This window comes from Marinomonas sp. FW-1, assembly GCF_005222245.1.
Lineage (GTDB): Bacteria > Pseudomonadota > Gammaproteobacteria > Pseudomonadales > Marinomonadaceae > Marinomonas > Marinomonas alcarazii.
The window spans coordinates 2,364,813-2,381,825 of record NZ_CP025987.1 but is presented as its reverse complement, the minus strand read 5'-3'; the positions used below and the strand labels follow the sequence as shown (position 1 = coordinate 2,381,825).

General features: G+C 42.3%; 17 protein-coding genes. 8 read left to right on the top strand and 9 right to left on the bottom strand.

Going from position 1 to position 17,013, the window contains the following annotated elements; genetic code table 11:
- Positions 1-65: 65 nt before the first annotated feature.
- On the bottom strand, positions 66-1,235 hold the full coding sequence (locus C1X04_RS11180; RefSeq protein WP_137169957.1) for a p-hydroxyphenylacetate 3-hydroxylase oxygenase component: 1,170 nt from the start codon (positions 1,233-1,235) through the stop codon (positions 66-68).
- A gap of 370 nt (positions 1,236-1,605) precedes the next feature.
- On the opposite strand from C1X04_RS11180, the gene C1X04_RS11175 reads away from it, so the two are divergent.
- From C1X04_RS11175 to C1X04_RS18780, 6 genes are all read left to right on the top strand, one after another.
- Positions 1,606-2,562: a tripartite tricarboxylate transporter substrate binding protein gene (locus C1X04_RS11175; RefSeq protein ID WP_137169956.1), complete on the top strand. Its 957-nt coding sequence runs from the start codon at positions 1,606-1,608 to the stop codon at positions 2,560-2,562.
- Positions 2,563-2,621: 59 nt separating this feature from the next.
- Positions 2,622-3,980 (top strand): aldehyde dehydrogenase family protein, encoded by a 1,359-nt coding sequence (locus tag C1X04_RS11170; RefSeq protein WP_137169955.1) that lies wholly within the window; start codon positions 2,622-2,624, stop codon positions 3,978-3,980.
- Positions 3,981-4,224: 244 nt separating this feature from the next.
- Positions 4,225-4,737, top strand: coding sequence for a universal stress protein (locus C1X04_RS11165; RefSeq protein ID WP_137169954.1), 513 nt, complete (start codon positions 4,225-4,227; stop codon positions 4,735-4,737).
- On the top strand, positions 4,727-5,254 hold the full coding sequence (locus C1X04_RS11160) for a hypothetical protein (RefSeq protein WP_137169953.1): 528 nt from the start codon (positions 4,727-4,729) through the stop codon (positions 5,252-5,254). The genes C1X04_RS11165 and C1X04_RS11160 overlap by 11 nt, the downstream gene beginning before the upstream one ends.
- Positions 5,255-5,262: 8 nt before the next feature.
- Positions 5,263-6,747, top strand: a complete 1,485-nt coding sequence (locus C1X04_RS11155) for a tripartite tricarboxylate transporter permease (RefSeq protein WP_137169952.1) — start codon at positions 5,263-5,265, stop codon at positions 6,745-6,747.
- 56 nt (positions 6,748-6,803) lie between these two features.
- Entirely contained in the window at positions 6,804-7,925 is a 1,122-nt protein-coding gene (locus C1X04_RS18780; protein WP_302628588.1) for a methyl-accepting chemotaxis protein, read from the top strand.
- Between the two features lie 9 nt (positions 7,926-7,934).
- Here the strand turns inward: C1X04_RS18780 and C1X04_RS11145 are convergent, their stop codons facing one another.
- From C1X04_RS11145 to C1X04_RS11110, 8 genes are all read right to left on the bottom strand, one after another.
- Complete coding sequence (locus tag C1X04_RS11145) at positions 7,935-9,113, bottom strand: multidrug effflux MFS transporter (protein ID WP_137169950.1); 1,179 nt, start codon at positions 9,111-9,113, stop codon at positions 7,935-7,937.
- Between the two features lie 30 nt (positions 9,114-9,143).
- Entirely contained in the window at positions 9,144-9,566 is a 423-nt protein-coding gene (locus C1X04_RS11140) for a heme-binding protein (RefSeq protein ID WP_137169949.1), read from the bottom strand.
- A gap of 177 nt (positions 9,567-9,743) precedes the next feature.
- Positions 9,744-10,646: a helix-turn-helix domain-containing protein gene (locus C1X04_RS11135; RefSeq protein WP_137169948.1), complete on the bottom strand. Its 903-nt coding sequence runs from the start codon at positions 10,644-10,646 to the stop codon at positions 9,744-9,746.
- 228 nt (positions 10,647-10,874) lie between these two features.
- Positions 10,875-11,681 (bottom strand): 4-hydroxy-2-oxoheptanedioate aldolase, encoded by an 807-nt coding sequence (gene hpaI, locus C1X04_RS11130; protein WP_110573280.1) that lies wholly within the window; start codon positions 11,679-11,681, stop codon positions 10,875-10,877.
- 27 nt (positions 11,682-11,708) lie between these two features.
- Positions 11,709-12,512 (bottom strand): 2-oxo-hept-4-ene-1,7-dioate hydratase, encoded by an 804-nt coding sequence (gene hpaH, locus C1X04_RS11125; RefSeq protein WP_137169947.1) that lies wholly within the window; start codon positions 12,510-12,512, stop codon positions 11,709-11,711.
- Positions 12,513-12,526: 14 nt separating this feature from the next.
- A complete protein-coding gene (locus C1X04_RS11120; protein WP_137169946.1) occupies positions 12,527-13,288 on the bottom strand; it encodes a fumarylacetoacetate hydrolase family protein in 762 nt (253 codons plus the stop codon).
- A 9-nt stretch (positions 13,289-13,297) separates the two neighbouring features.
- Positions 13,298-14,035, bottom strand: a complete 738-nt coding sequence (locus tag C1X04_RS11115; RefSeq protein WP_137169945.1) for a fumarylacetoacetate hydrolase family protein — start codon at positions 14,033-14,035, stop codon at positions 13,298-13,300.
- A gap of 76 nt (positions 14,036-14,111) precedes the next feature.
- Positions 14,112-14,867, bottom strand: coding sequence for a helix-turn-helix transcriptional regulator (locus C1X04_RS11110; protein ID WP_137169944.1), 756 nt, complete (start codon positions 14,865-14,867; stop codon positions 14,112-14,114).
- A gap of 251 nt (positions 14,868-15,118) precedes the next feature.
- On the opposite strand from C1X04_RS11110, the gene hpaE reads away from it, so the two are divergent.
- Both hpaE and C1X04_RS11100 read left to right on the top strand, forming a co-directional pair.
- Positions 15,119-16,582, top strand: a complete 1,464-nt coding sequence (gene hpaE / locus C1X04_RS11105; RefSeq protein WP_110573272.1) for a 5-carboxymethyl-2-hydroxymuconate semialdehyde dehydrogenase — start codon at positions 15,119-15,121, stop codon at positions 16,580-16,582.
- A gap of 50 nt (positions 16,583-16,632) precedes the next feature.
- Positions 16,633-17,013, top strand: a complete 381-nt coding sequence (locus C1X04_RS11100; RefSeq protein ID WP_110573270.1) for a 5-carboxymethyl-2-hydroxymuconate Delta-isomerase — start codon at positions 16,633-16,635, stop codon at positions 17,011-17,013.

Genomic DNA, 17,013 nt, shown 5'->3' with positions numbered 1-17,013 from the left:
TATTTATTTTTTAAAAGCAGTCAGATCCTTTAAAAGTAAAGGGATCTGACTCTTTAAAGCGGATATTAAAGTAGAGATGGATCGGGTTCTAAGCCCATCAATTCACGCCCAAAGATTTGTGCGCAAACGTCGTAATCGGTATAGGCGTGGGCGCCTGTGATGTGACTATCGCGGAATAGACGCTGTGCTTCTTTATCCAGGTACCAGTGACTTGCGCCCATGCTGCTGAATAAACGATCGACCGCATCAATGCACATTTTCACTACATAAGCTTGATTGGTGCGCCATTCAGCCAGTTTTGCTCGATCAGGGTATTGGTGTGCTTCAGCGTATTCGGCGTGTTCATCCCACGTTTTCTCAAGAAAAGCACGAGCAGCCATAACTTGATGAGTGGATTCTGCAATGCGCAATAGCGCTGGAGTAGCGGTCCCAACTTTGGCACCTGTATAGGCTCGAATTCGACCTTGAGTCACTTCTTTAAATGTTTCTAGCATGCGCTCCGCAATGCCTAAGCTGATGGCCGAGAACCCCGATGCAAAGTAAGGTCGGTAAGGGGCGTAAAAAATCTTACTGTCTGGGTATAGACCAAAACCGCCAGACTTTCCTTCCATCATATCTTTGGCTTTTTGGATTCTGTGTTCTGGTACAAATTTGTCACGTATGACCAGTGTTTTAGTGCCGCTGCCTTTCATGGCTGCTGAATACCAGTCATCGTCGATGCTGTAATCGGTCGCAGGAATCAGTGCGAAGCAGTGATCCTTTGTGCCTTCTTTATTTTCTCTTAGAAAACCACAAAGCGCCCATTGGGCATGCTCGCAGCCGCTGCTCCAGCGCATATCTCCGCTAAAAATGACTCCGCCATCGGTTTCATGATATTTGCCGAAAGGAGCAATACTGCTGCTGGCTAACATATCAGGATCGTCTTTCCAAACATCGTCCTGTGCTTGTTTGGGAAATAAGGCTATTTGGTGGCTGTGGGTGCAGAGCAAGCTAAACGCCCAAGCGGTACTTGCACAAGCACCAGCAAGTGCAGCAATACAGTCACCAAACTCTGGAAGAGATATCTCATAACCGCCATACACTTTTGGTAAAAACGCTTTGTGCAATCCTATTTTTTTGAGTAACTCAATATTTTCTTCAGGTACTTTTCTAAGATTTTCTGCTTCTTCTGCGTTTTTAGCGATATTAGGTAATACTTTTTGTAACTCTTCTAGCAATGGGTTTTGGCGTTTCATTTGTTGTGTCCTCTTATTTTTTTTATATCAAGTTTTTACAGTATTGATATTTGAAGGTTTTTAAGGAATGTGTTTTTCAGGCAAAACTTAGGACTTTTCTAGAAAGAAACGAAGGAATGACTTTTTAGTTATTTATGAAAAATGCAATCAAGAGTAAAAAAACACTTGAATTTAATGAACATGTTAACTAGTTTGGTGCAGCTCAAGTTCACAAAATAACAAATATACGATTAGGCAAAGATGCACAGGTTTCAACGTAAGGCCAACTCAAATTGTAAAACGATAGAGGAAAAAATATCCCTATCGGGACATAGAAGCTGGCTGGTCGAGAGTGTAGGTTTGATCTGTATTACTAAAAAGGAACTATAAAATGATAAAACAAATATCTTTTGCTCTAAAAGCGCTGGCCGCTTCAACCTTGGTGATCTCCACATTAGCTACTACGGCAACCTACGCGGCAAACTATCCGAATCGCCCCGTTAAGTTCATCGTTCCATTCCCACCTGGAGACTTGGAAGATGTTTTGACTCGTGTTATTGCTGAAAAAATGTCGAAAGAAACCGGTGTGCCAGCGACTGTGGTGAACAAACCTGGTGGCGGTGGCGTGCTTGGTGCAACGACCGTTGCACAATCTCGTCCTGATGGCAGTGTTATTGGCTCTTTTGTGGTCGACTTAGTAACCAGTCAGGTTGTGGGTGGCAATGCTCCATATGCTGCAGATGCCTTTGTTCCCGTTGGCATTTTTCTAGATTACCCTTTTGTTTTGGCGGTTAAATCCGATGCGCCATACAGTACATTGCCCGAATTGGCAGAGTATGCGAAGACACATGATGTGTCTCTAGGCCACTTTGGTTATGAAGCAACGCCAACTGCCGTTACGTTTCAGGCCGCGAAAAAACTAGGTTTTGAATTTGCCTCTGATTCGGCTTTTGATGCATTAGATTGTTCTGCATTAGCAAATGGTGATGCGGATGTTATCAATACAACGACACAACAGATCCTTCCTTGTTTAGATTCAAAAGACGTGAAGGTTTTAACGTCTTTTACGTACCAACGTTTGTCTATTTTACCTGATGTACCCACTTTGAATGAGGTGGCGGGAATCTCTCAAACCTTATGGAATGGTTTGTTTGTGAAAAAAGGCACTCCTCAACCGATTATCGACAAAATCGCAGAGATTGCAGAGACCGCTCTTCAGTCGCCTGACGTGTTGAAATTACAAGAAAACACCGGTGCGAGTGTGTATTGGACAAATTCGAAAAATGCACAGAAATTGATCGAAGTTGACTTTGAAAATGCAAAAAAATTAATTGCTGAAACCAAATAGCGATTTATTTTTTGCGCATCCTGTGAATGGCTCAAAATAAAAAAAAGAATGGTGGAAACATGGCTTTAGATATTATCAACCCAGCGACGAAACAAACCTATAAATCGATTCAGACTTCAACATCAGATGATGTAAACCATGCTGTTGAAAAAGCTAAAGTGGCTTTTAAACAGTGGAGTGCGAAATCTCACGAAGAGCGCACCGCGGCCTTACATAATGTGGCCAATGCTATTGAGGCTGCGGCGCCTGAGTTGGCTGAAATCATCACAGCTGAGCAGGGCAAGCCATTGTTTCTTGCTCAGTTTGAAGTCGGCGGCGCTGTTGGTTGGACACACTATAATGCCGATTTAAAGCTCGAACCAGAAGTGCTGGAAGACAGTGAAGAGCGTCGTGTTGAGGTGCATCGAATGCCTATTGGTGTTGTCGCATCCATCACACCGTGGAACTGGCCTTTAATGATTGCCATTTGGCATATTATGCCAGCCCTTCGTGCGGGCAATAGTGTGGTAATTAAGCCTTCTTCTTTGACACCCATTAATACCCTTCGTTTAGTGGATATTATTAATGAACACACAGTACCCGACTTAGTGCAGTGTGTTATCGGTGAAAGAGAAGTAGGTGAGCCTTTAGTGTCACATCCTGATGTTAAAAAAGTGGTCTTTACTGGTTCAACACCAGTAGGTAAGCGTATTGCCTCTTTGGTTGCAGGTGACCTGAAAAAGGTAACGCTGGAGCTGGGTGGTAATGACGCTGGGATTGTTTTGGAAAACGCCAATGTTGAGAAAATTGCTGAAAAGATTTTCATGACCTCTTTTGTCAACATGGGGCAAACATGTGCTTGTTTGAAACGCCTCTATGTCCACCGTTCAAAATATGAAGCCTTATGCGATGCTTTAGTGAAAATAGCAGCGGCACAAGTTGTTGGCAATGGTATGCAAGAAGGTGTGACCTTTGGACCCGTTCAAAACGCGAATCAGTATGAAAAGGTGAAAGCCATGATTGCTGATGCTCGTGAATCTGGAGCAGAGGTTATTGCCGCAGAACTACCGTCTGGTTTAGATGGTTATTTTATTGCTCCTACTATTATTAAAGATCCACAACACAGTATTGATGTGGTTTGTCATGAACAATTTGGTCCGGTGCTTCCTGTTATTCCTTACGATGATCTTAACGAGGTTATGTCGAAAGCTATTCATGAAGAGTTTGCTTTAGGTGGTTCTGTTTGGGGTGAGCCTTGTGCTGAGCTTGATTGGGTTGTTGATCAACTTGATTCAGGAACGGTCTGGGTAAACAACCATGCTGAAGTGCTACCTCACGTCCCTTTTGGCGGTAATAAGTCTTCTGGATTGGGCGTCGAATTTGGTATGGAAGGGTTGTTAGAGAATACGGTTCGTAAGGTTGTAAACCGAGCGAAGTAAGTTCTTATACAGAAATATAGCCATAATTATATGGCTATATTTCTGCAAACTCTTGTATGACTACTGCACTCTCCACTGCTTTGTAAAAAACAGATTTAACGTGTTCATTTATAACCCATGAACTCTGCTTCGGCTGCCTGTTTGGTTCCGATTTCAGCATTCATGTCGTTATCTATTTTCGTCTGTTTTGCCTCTTCTTTGTTTTGCTTTTGACATTGTTAATAAGGCCTCTTGGAGTCCATAAATGCGAAATATTTTATATGCCTCTGATTTAGAAAAGGGAAGTCGGGTCGTACTGCGTGCAGCTTTGGAACAGGCGGCTAGCACTGACGGCAAGATTTTTTTCCTGCATGTTTCTGATCAGTTTCACCGTGGTAATGATGACTCTTTTGTCGGATTCAAATTGAAGAAGGCGCATGATGCCCATTTGGAATCACTAAAAGACGAGTTACGAGCTTACATGAAGCAGCGAATCCATAATTTCGTCGCTGAAGAGTTGAGTGATATTGAGTTTAACGAAGACAGCATTGAAGTTGTGGTTCGTTTTGGTGACCCTGCCAAAAAAATTGTCGATACGATAAAAGATGTTGATGCCAGTATGGTTGTAATGGGAGATAGGCGTGTTAATGCATTGTCTCGAATGTTTCTAGGTTCAACCGCTCAGAAAGTTATCCATAATACGACCGTGCCTGTTTTGATTGTGCCTATCTCTAATACCGTTGTGAGTAAAAAAGAGGGGGATGGAAATGGAATATGAGCATCGTAAATCCAAGCTGTTTTTTCTGTTTATTACCATTATTAGTATTTGTTTAATTTTTACTTACCAAAGTCATACCGTGGAAATTAAACGCGATCACGGTTGGTATACCCAGCCTTATGTTGCGCCTTTATTTGGTTTGGGCATATTGGCTTTCTTTTCCTTTATCAAACTCTTGCTCGTCATTAGGCCGATAGAGGGCGAAAAAAGCTTACTGGAAAGTTTTGTTGAAAGCCTAGGTTATTACCGAATGGTCTTTATTACAGGCATCCTTTTCTTTGTTTATGTCAACTCAATTACGATTATTGGTTTTACTTTATCAACCATGCTTTTTGTATTGTCTATTGTCTGGCTAAGTCGATTGATATCACCAATCTGGGTATTGAACACCTTTATTGCTGTCGCATTAATTGTCCTAATTTTTAGAGTTGGGGTGAATATCTGGATTCCAGACGTAGCTTTATATGAAAAGCTATTCAGTGGTGAAACCCTTTGGTTTATGAATAAATACTTTTAGAGATTTTTATGGATTTAATAGCATTAGGTATCAATGAAGTATTTGGTAACGGCGTTATATGGGCTGTTATTCTTGGTGCACTTATCGGTGTCACGATTGGCTCTATTCCCGGGTTAGAGCCTGCTGGTGTGATGGCCATATTGCTGCCTTTAACTTTTACAATGGAGCCATTGTTTGGTGTGACTTTATTGTTGGGAGTTTATGGCGGTGCTTGGTATGGCGGCGCTATCCCCGCAATACTAATGAATACACCAGGAACGCCGGTGGCTGTTCTCACCACTTATGATGGTTATCCCATGGCCAAACGAGGGGAAGGCAAAAAGGCATTGTCTATTGCTTATACGTCTTCATTTTTTGGTGGAATTATCAGCGTTCTATCGTTGGTGTTTTTTGCTCCCACCTTGTCTCAGGTCGCAACGCTATTTGGCAGTGCTGAATTTGCCATGCTGGCTTTACTTGGGATGGTTTTTGTTGTGCTGGCGCACAATAAGTATGCCCTTGAAGCAGCGGCAATGATTGGTCTTGGTATGTTTTTAGGTTCGGTCGGTATTGATCGGTCTTTTAATACTCAGGTTTACACTTTTGATCAACCTTGGCTGTTAGCTGGGGTGCCATTAGTGCCTGCCGTAATTGGCCTGTTTGCTATGTCGCAAGCGTATGTACTGATTTCTGCAAAAGGTAATGATTCATTCAAAACGAAATTAGAGGGATCGGGACGTTTTGAAGGTTTTGTCGTGCTTATGCGCAATAAAGTGACAGCGATCCGTTCGGCAATTTTAGGCGTGGTGATGGGATTGTTGCCAGGCGTTGGCGAGTTTGGGTCCCAGTTCTTTTCCTATACTTTGGCGCAGAAATTCTCAAAGAATCCTGATGAATTTGGTAAAGGCGCTGAGGCGGGCATTGTCGCTTCAGAAACGTCAAATAATGCTGTAACAGCGTCTGTCTTGGTTCCTTTGTTGGCATTTGGTATTCCTGCTGATGCTTTAATGGCGATGCTTCTGTCGGTATTTATAGTTCATAACTATACGCCAGGTCCAAGATTGTTTACTGAGCATCCTGAGTTTATTTCCGGTCTGTATGTGGCATTGTTCGTGATGAATATTTTTATATTCATATACCTAACTTTTGCCTCTCGCTTTATTGTAAACATTACTCGAATTCGTGGTCGTTTCATTGGAGCACTTATTTTTGTTCTCGGTTTCTTAGGCGCTTACAGTCAGAATTATCAGTTTACGGATGCTTTTATTGCACTCGGGTTCTCGGTGGTTGGCTATATTATGAAACGGAATAACATTCCTGCCGTTCCTATTATATTGGGGTTGGTTTTGGGACCTGTGTTCTTAAATCGAATGCGTCAGGCGTTAGGTGTGTCTAATGGCAGTTTTGATGTCTTTTTAGATCGACCAATTGCTTTGGCTTTATTTAGTGTGACTCTTTTATCCATTTTTGTGTTTACTTATAGCAAAATTAGAGAAAAGCGTCGTGTAGCTTAATCATTAATATTCACAGGGCTTCAATTTAGGTTGAAGCCCTTTTTATGGAAGTAGCTATGTTGTCTTTTAAAAACTCAAAAATAATAACAGAACAAAAAAACGTTATTTTATCATTAGAAACTAAAAATCATCAGCTGCAGGATTTGGTGGATGAAAAGGACGTTAAAATAAGGGTGTTAGAAGAACAGTTATCTTCTCAAGGAAGCACAGCAGATGGCTTAGATTTTACGAAGAATTTATTAAATGGCATGACGGGGCTTTTAGTGCCTGTTACACAAATGGTAAATCAGGTATCTGAAGAGCTGTTTGAGCCAATGAGTAAAGTAGAAGAGGTTAAAAGCGAAAACCAAAAAAGTAATTTGGAGCTGAATAGGCTTTGTGATGCTACCAAGCTCATGTCTGAAGACGCAGAAAAAAGCTTAGAAGAGGTGCTAACCTTGCGAAGCTTAGCGACGGAAATTGATAGCTTCGCTGGTGTCATCAATAAAATATCTGAGCAGACTAACTTGCTAGCGCTTAATGCCGCTATTGAAGCGGCTCGTGCTGGCGAATATGGTCGAGGCTTTGCCGTTGTTGCTGATGAAGTTAGAGGTTTGGCAAGTCGCGCAAGAGAGTCCAGTGATGAAATCTCGACATTGGTGCAGCGCATTCAAACCACAACGGCAGAAGTGGATCGACGTATTCAGGTGCTAAACGAAGCCATTAATTCGCATCATGAGCATTCCGTTAATATCCAGTCAAGCATGGTCAAAACCAACGTTAGCTCTGAGCTCATTATTTCAGCGGCCTATAAAGCGATGCTGTATGGGCATGGGTCGACCTCATTGTTTGAATTGATGAATATAAAAGATGCGTGGATTTCACAGTGGTTATGTACAGAGCATGTTAATAATGACGCGCTGGATATAAACAAAACTGTATTTGCACAGTGGTATATCCATGGCGACGATAATGATTTTAGCTATCGAGATCATGACGCCTTTAAAGCTATTGAAGCACCGCTATATCGTCTGTTTGAGCTTGGTGAAAGCTTGCTGAAGAAGACACCAAGGCACGATTACGATGGGGCTGAATCACTTATTAATCAGATCAATAGCGCCATTCAAGAAATTGAAGAGGGTCTAGTAAAGGTTCAGCAGCACCTCTTAAGATGTGTTACGAATTTACTGGATGCTTAGAGCGCAATATTAACGACGTATTTTTGTGCTCATATATAGTAATGAACACAAAGTGCCACAGCAGGCCATGATGATTAAAAGGCTTGCTGGTGTGCCATCGAACAATAAACTCGCCACATAGCTAATGAAGCTTCCCATCGCAAATTGCGCCGCTACTAAAAGCCCAGACACTGTGCCGGCTTTTTCTGGTAACAGGTCAAATAAGGTGGCTAAGCTGTTGGCGCCGATCGCACCAGTGACACTGATATAAAGCATGGTAGCAATGACAAATAACAGAATTGGTGTGCTGTTAAAGCCATACATTCCCCAAATGATCAGTGTCGCCATAAAAGAGATAGCAACTGCTACATTTAATGCGACACTGACGCTATAGCGTTTACTGAGATACGAGTTGAGTAAGGTGGCGATAATGATGGCGACAATATTGGCAGAAAAAAGCATCGCATAATGGGTTTCTGACAGTTGAAAGTATTCTATGTACACAAATGCGGATGTTGCGATGAAGGCAAACATACCGGCGAATGAAAAGGCGTTGGTCAGTACATATTGGATCAACAATGGTGAGCATAGGCAGTCAATGTAGTTGTTGAAGTAATGGCTGATGCTCGGTTTTATGCTTGAGTTGGACTTTGTTTCTGGTAACAAGAGTGCGCTGCCAATAAAAGCTAGCATTGAGAACAAAGCTAAGAAGTAAAAAATCCAACGCCACTCAAAATAGCTCACAATGTAAGCCCCAAGTATGGGCGATACCAGCATGACCATCATGGAGATGATATGCATGTGCGAAAGGATATTGGCTGCTCGCTTCAGTTCATACAAATCTCTCACTAACGCTCTACCAAGAACGGCCGCTGCAGCCCCACCTAATGATTGTAAGAAGCGAAACAAAATCAGGCTCTCGCCTGTCGATGCCATGGCGCAACCAATACTACTCAAAAAATAAAAGCCTATTCCTATTAGGAGTAAACGTTTGCGGCCTAGCATATCTGACAGAGGGCCAAAAATGAGCATGCCGATTGCCATTCCAAGCAAAAACACTGTGATCGTTGTTTGTATTAATTGATCCGTAGTTCCTAGGCTGTTGGCTATGGCTGGTAAACTTGGCAAATACATATCGATAGAAAGCGGCCCAAACGCGACCAAATAGCCAAGCAATGGGATGGTTAATTTGCTCAAAACCGAGGTCATAGAAACTCCTATTTTAATCCGCTGTTTTAGTTAGACTAGGTTGGTGATTGCTGCGTTCGCACAGTCAATATCTTGCTGTTCACTGCCGCCCGAAATACCAATTGCACCCACCAGACAATTATCAAGAAAAATAGGTAATCCACCCCCTAAATAGGTGAAATCGGGTTCACTTTGCAAGGCGAGTAAGGTGTTGTTTCTTTCTGCGAGTTTGCTTTGCCAGTCTTTAGTCGGTATACCGAACGATACAGCGGTTAGGGCTTTTTTATGCGCAATGGCTTGAGATAACAATGGCGAATGATTCATGGCGACATTGGCTAAAACTCGACCAGAAGAACACACAATGGTAATGCATATATTGATACCAAGCTGTTCAGCTTGATCGACCGCAGCACAACAAAGCAGTAGCGCTGACTGTGTAGTTAAATGCTGTTTTGTTATGGTGTGCTTGGACATTGATGTACCTAATGATAATGAATGAGAGTTTTTTGTTGTGGTAAACCGTGTTTTTAGTAGGAATAAGTTATAGTAATTTTATTAACATGTTAAGTATTATTTCGTTATAAATCTGATAAAACGGTTATCTAAAATTTACTCAGTGTTTTTTACAGCCCTTTATAAAGTGTGTTTGGGTTATTGCTCTTTTCTGTGATGCTTTCTAAAGTCGGAAGGGCTCATGCCGGTATTTTTGATAAAGAAACGTGAGAAATAGGAAGGGTCAAGATAACCTAAGGTGTACGCGATTTCGGTGAGGTTTTTATTGGTGTGAGATAATAGGCGTTTAGCTTCAAGCAGAATTCGTCCATTGATCAATTTCTTTGGGCTGAGTTTCGTTATCTTGTTACATAAATAATTCAATCTGCTTTCATTTATGTTTAAAGAGTCACAATAAAATTGGATCTGCTTTTCCGTTAAAAAATGACGCTCAAGCAATGAACTAAATTCTCTAAAACAAAGGATTTCACTTTGGTTGTGTTGTTTTTTGGGCTGCTCTGCGCCTGCCAGTCTTAACATGCTAATTAAGATCAGTTTCACAATGGATTCAATGCCTTCTTGTTGAAACAGAGAGGATTGGTTCCATTCAAGCTTGAGCATTTTGAATAGGTTTAATAATTGCTCCCAATGCAGCGGGTTAGAGTTGGTGTCTTTGTTACGATCTAGATGAAATGGCATCAGTAATGAGTTGTGATTACTGTAAGCATTCAGTTCAGCCATGATTCTTTGTAAATGAGTGTTATGAATGGTGATGACATAACCTGGTGCGGTAGGTTCAGTTAAAAAAGCGTGTGGTGTAGCTGGTGGCGTGTAAAACGCAGCACAGCCTTCCGTTTCATAAACATTTTGCTCGATATTAAATAACGTTTTCCCTGACAAAATAAGATGTATTTGACAGTATTCTGCATGCAAATGCATTGGCATATCACGACCAAAGAAGTCCGCCATTTTTCCAAGTACATCAAAATGAATCGTGGCGTCTTTGTAGGCGACATCATAGTCTTGGCCAATAGTGATGTTGGGGATCCATTCTTTTTTCATTAAATTAGCTTCTATTATTGTCGTGGTAGATTTGTTTTTAGTGCGTTTTTTTGCAGGCTCTTAAGAATACAGTATAGAAATATTAAAAGAGATTTTTTGCTCAACGTCATAATAAAAAAAAGCCCAGCATGCGAATAAATATCATGCTGGGCAAACTAAGGGTGATCCAAGATCAAATATCTGAGTATGTTAACTGGGAGGCAGACATACTCAGATAACAACCAGCACTTAATAGACGGATGCTGTTGCTTCTTCATGGGAATTTTGTTCAGGCTTGAACTCATTCACCAAAGCTTTAGTACTGTTCATAAGTAAACCCGTATCACTGCCAACAGCGACAAATAATGCGCCGAGTGACAAGTAATGTTTTGCTTGCACCTTGTCTGCCATTAAAATGCCTGGCGCCTTGCCCGCAGCAACAATTTTCGCAATGCTTTGCTCTATCACTTTCACCACTTCAGGATGATTTGGCTGGCCGATGTAGCCCAGTGATGCGCTTAGGTCAGCAGGTCCAATAAAGACGCCGTCGACCCCATCTACAGCAAGAATATTATCCAGTTCTTCGACGGCTCGCAGAGATTCAATTTGAACCAGTACACAGATTTCTTCGTTCGCTGTCGTCAAATAGTCAGGTGTTCGATTGAATTGTGAAGCACGTGCTAATGCACTGCCGACTCCACGAATACCAGCAGGTGGGTAGCGTGTTGCTTTGACTATCTCCAGCGCTTGCTCAGCATTATCTACCATGGGTGCTAGGACAGTTTGCACGCCAAGATCAAGTATTTGCTTGAGTGCGACATGGTCAGCCCAGGCTGGCCTGACGATAGGGTGACTATGATAGGGCGAGATAGCTTGTAATTGACCTACCATAGTTTGCAAGGTATTTGGTGCGTGTTCACCGTCAATTAAAAGCCAATCAAACCCCGCACTGGCAATAAGTTCAGCTGTGTAGTTGTTGGCTAAGCCAAGCCACAGACCAATCTGTGGCTGTTGGTTTTTGAGAGCCGCTTTAAAGGTATTTTTAGGGGCAGCCATGTCTATCTCCTAAGCAAAATGGTACGACTAAGCAAAATGACAAGACACTGAGCCAAGTGGGCCATAGTCCACGTTGAACGTATCGCCTTTACGTGCTGCAATCGGGCGAGTAAAAGAACCGCCAAGGATGATTTGTCCTGGTTCAAGTTCGACGTCAAATGGCGCTAATTTATTGGCTAACCATGCAACTCCATTGGCAGGGTGGTTGAGCACGCCTGCCGCCACACCGGTTTCTTCAATAATGCCGTTGCGTTGCATAATGGCAGACGCCCAGCGTAAATCCATTTCATCTATTTTGATCGGTCGCCCACCTAGGATAATCGCAGCGTTGGCAGCATTATCAGCAATGGTATCGAAGACTTTGCGTGGGCGTTTGCTTTCTGGGTCGATAGATTGACTGCGAGCATCAATAAGCTCAAGGGCTGGAATAACATAATCTGTGGCGTTATAAACATCGAAAATCGTGCAGTTTGGTCCTTTCAATGGCTTTTTTAAAACAAAAGCTAATTCGACTTCGATACGCGGCACAATGAATTTGTCCGTTTCAATTTCACAGCCATCGTAATACAGCATGTCATCAAGCAAGGTGCCGTAATCGGGCTCATCAATTTGTGAACTCATCTGCATCGCACGAGATGTTAAGCCAATTTTATGGCCAATTATCTTGCGACCTTCATTTAATTTCATTCGCACCCATTCACGTTGAATGGCGTACGCATCATCAAACGTGATATCTGGATAATCTAGTGAGATTTGACGGATTTGAACGCGTTCTTTTTCTGCTTGATTAAGCTTGTTAGCGCAAGCCGTAATAATGTCTTTTGAAAGCATGCTACACCCTTAATTTAAATTGTTTTTAGGTATTCTGTTTCAGAAATAATGGTATTTTTTAAAACGCCAACGCCTTCTACTTCTGTGGTTACCACGTCACCGGGTTTTACATCAGCCAGACCTTCTGGCGTGCCTGTAAAGATCATATCGCCTGGTGTTAATGTCATAATGTCACTTAAGTAGGCGATAAGATGAGGAATATTAAAGACCAAATCCTTGGTGTTGCCTTCTTGCTTGAGTTCACCATTAATATAAGTGCGCAGCATCAAGTTATGAGGGTCTTTAATGTCTTTGGCATCAACGAGATATGGACCAATTGGGGTGCAAGTATCACGGCTTTTTACGCGCAAATTAGGGCGGTAGTAGTTTTCTAAGTAGTCGCGAATTGCATAGTCATTGCCCACTGTGTAACCACCGACATAGTCCATTGCGTCTTCTTTGGAAACGTTTTTGGCTTCTTTGCCAATGACCACAACCAATTCACATTCATAATGCATGTAATCGACGTTATCGGGGCGGTAAGTGTTTTGATCGTGACCAATTAGGGAGTTTTTATTCTTCAAAAAGACTAAAGGCTCTTCTGGTGCTTTGAAAGAGAGTTCAGCGGCATGATCGGCATAGTTAATCGCCAAAACGAACATTTTACCTTCGCAAGGCGGTAACCATGTAAATGAACCGTCTGCTAATACGTCACCTTGTTGAGTAACAACTTGATCCTGTTCGTTGATGGTGACGTCTAATGTTTTATTGTTAAAAAGTATACGAGCGCTTTTCATGACTGCTTCCTATTCTTGTTCTACTGGATTGGCTAGACGGCCGACGCCTTCGATATCTATCATGACACTGTCACCAGGTTTAATTTCTAATTCCGGTGTGCGCTCGGGTGTTCCCGCGATGATGATGTCTCCTGCTTCCAGCGTCATAAAACTGCTTATGTAGCTGACAATCTCTTCCACCGAATGGATTAATTGATCGGTATTTGTCTCGTGTACAAATGCGTCATTAATAAAGGTCTTGATACTTAAATTATTAGGATGACTTACTGCGGTTTTGTCTACCGTCCATGGGCCAATAGGGCAGAAAGTATCGCGGCATTTTGCTTTTACCGCGGGACGGTAGAAGGAGGTTTCAGCTAAGCTCACTTCGTTAACAACCGTAAAACCTTGAATAAAATCTAAGGCGTTATTGGTATCGACGCGAGTTGCCGTCTTGCCAATAACGATACCCAACGAAGGGCCTGCATAAACAGCGCCTTTGTCAGTGGGTACCTTGATGCTGCTCGCATACCCGATATGAGTATTATCCGTTTTAATGTGTAAAACAGGCGTTTTAGGGGGCTGAACATGCGGCTTCTCGTTGAACGCTTGCTCCAAAGACTTAGCTAGTGCTTTATTATTTAGTGCGACACCAATCACGCTGCCAGATGTTGGTGGGAGCATGCTGTTATCTAATCTAATTTCAAAGCTGGCGTTCGCTGTTTTGAATACCACTTCATTTGATTCTTTTTGTCTGTAATGGAACATTTTTTTATTCTCAAATGTAGTTAACATGTTAAGTATAGTTTCGTAAAAAAACTTCCTTGTCAATACACCGCAGAATTTATTGGATGAATTTACGGAAAAGCTCAGCCTGAGATTTTATTTTGAGTTTACGATAAATGTTTTTGCGATGGTTCTTAACCGTACCTTCCGAGACAAAGCATTTTTCTGCGATAGAAGCCGAAGATAGCCCTGTTAAGATAAGTTCAACAATCTCTTTTTCTCGTTTGGTTAGATGGTGATCTTCAAAGATAGAGCGGCGAGTATCTAGGGGTTCATGTTCAATCACTTGGTTTAGCTGTAACTGTGAACCAACACGTTCATGAGTCAAAATGGCGGCTTTGATCGAATTGAGGCATGGGAATAACTCTCGATTTAACGCTTGAACAGACGAGTCATTGTCTTTTGTCGAGTAGACGATGCAGATTTTCTTGTCACTGTTTGTGCCGATCACAATGTTTGTTTCATTGCACCAACCTAGTTGTTGATAGAAGGTATCGTAGTAAATGGAGTCTCGAAAATCATCATTATTAACCAGGCTATCCAGCGTAAAGAATTCAGTCTGCACTTTATCATCGCAGATCATGTCATAGACAGGATCTAGTAAGTAGGCCGATTTACAATACACTTCATCAATTTCTGACATTGGGTAGCCGCCTAAGAAAACAGGGTGGTTTGTTTTCGAATAGCTAACAATTCTGATGTTAGAGATGGGGTCTAGCGCTTTAATCGAATAGGCAACTTGATCATAAAACTGCTGTTGACCAATGCTATTGATAAGAGAAGGCAAAGTGTCATAAAGGCTTGAATTTAGCATGTTATGCGCTCCCGTTTATTGTCAGTTATTTGATAGGGCACAGAAGGATAATTTCACATCTGCACTAAAAGTCAATTAATGCAAAAGGTATTCCACATATCTCTATCTTTGTCTTTTTTTCAATAAATGCATTTCATTGTTGGTAAGTGTGCTTGACATACTATACATGTTAAGTTTAATTTATTTAACATGTTAACTAAATCGATGTCGAGATATTCTCGTTCGGTTCCTTATCAGGAGAGAGAAGAAAAATGATTAAGAACTTGATAAACGGCAAATGGGTTGAGAGCAAAGAAACGTTCCAAACTTTTAATCCCGCTACAGGTGAAGTATTGGCAGAAGTGGCTCACGCATCTGATGAGCAGGTGGCTGAAGCGGTTCAAGCTGCCAAAGATGCCTTTCCAGCATGGGCGGCTATGCCAGTAGCAAAACGCTCGAAAATCATTGAAAAACTGGGCGACCTTATCGCTGAGAATGTTGAAGAAATTGCTCGCCTCGAAACCGCTGACACAGGCTTACCTCTATACCAAACGCTGAATGCGTTGGTTCCACGTTCATCGAATAACTTCTATTTCTTCGCTGATAAAGCCAAGCAAATGAACGGTCATACTTACCCAGTTGACGACCAAATGTTGAACTACACCCTGTACCAACCAACGGGTGTGTGCGCGCTGATTTCGCCATGGAACGTACCTTTTATGACGGGAACATGGAAAACAGCACCTGCGCTCGCGTTAGGTAACACAGTGGTAATGAAGCAGTCTGAATTGTCTCCGTTGACAACAGATTTCCTCGGTCGTTTGTCCATCGAAGCGGGCGTGCCACCAGGTGTGTTCAATATTGTGCATGGTTTTGGTGCAACAACAGGTAACGCCATCATTACTAACGACGATGTGGATGCGATCTCATTCACTGGCGGTACTTCAACGGGTAAACACATTATTGCCAATGCTGGCTTAAAGAAATTTTCTATGGAGCTGGGTGGTAAATCACCAGTAATGATCTTTGAAGATTGCGACTACGAACGCGCGATGGACGCTGCGGTGTTTGGCATTTTCTCGATCAATGGTGAGCGTTGCACAGCAGGTTCTCGTATTTTCGTACAAAAAGGCATTTACGATAAGTTCGCGACGGAATTTGCTGAGCGAGCTAGCAAAATTAGAGTTGGCGATCCGACAGATTTGAATACGCAAGTAGGCTCTTTGATCAGTCAACAGCACTTTGACAAAGTGACAGGCTACATTCGTATCGGTATGGAAGAGGGTGCGACCTTGATCGCAGGCGGCCCAGATAAGCCAGTAGATGAGTTACCCGATCATCTGAAAGGCGGTCACTTTGTTCGTCCAACCGTATTCCGTGATGTAACCAATGACATGCGCATTGCCCGTGAGGAAATTTTTGGACCGGTTGCGGTATTGATACCGTTTGAAGATGAAGCCGATGTGGTCGCTATGGCGAACGACAATGAATACGGCCTAGCGTCTTATTTATGGACGCAAGACGTAGGTAAGGTTCATCGCATCGCGCAGAAAGTAGACGCAGGCATGATGTTTGTAAACTCGCAAAACGTACGTGATCTTCGTACCCCGTTTGGTGGTAAGAAGGCGTCGGGTACAGGTCGAGAAGGGGGAGACTACAGCTTCGAAGTGTTCTGCGAGCCAAAGAATGTTTGTATCAGCATGGGCTCACACCACATTCCAAAGTGGGGTGTGTAGTTTAAACATTGGCGGGGGCGTGATGCCCTCGCGCTTGTTGGAGCATTCTTATGCCACATTTTGTTTTTGAATATTCAGCCAATCTTGAAGAGCGTTTAGATTTTCAGCCAGTGTTTAAAGCGCTGCATGAGTACATTGTTTCAACTGGGCACTTTCCTCTTGGTGGTGTGCGCAGTCGGGCGATTTGTTGTGATCACTTTCGTGTTGCGGATGGGCGTGATGACTTCGCTTTGATCAATTTGAATTTAAAAATAGGCCATGGTCGAAGCATGGAAGTACGCCAAGAGGTGGCAGAAAAGGTATTTGCTATCTTTTGCGAATGGATGAAACCGATCACAGATAACAGTTATTGCCAGATATCTTTTGAACTGACGGAACTGGATCCTGTTCTTAAATTTAATAAGAACAATATACATGCTCTTTTTAAGTAG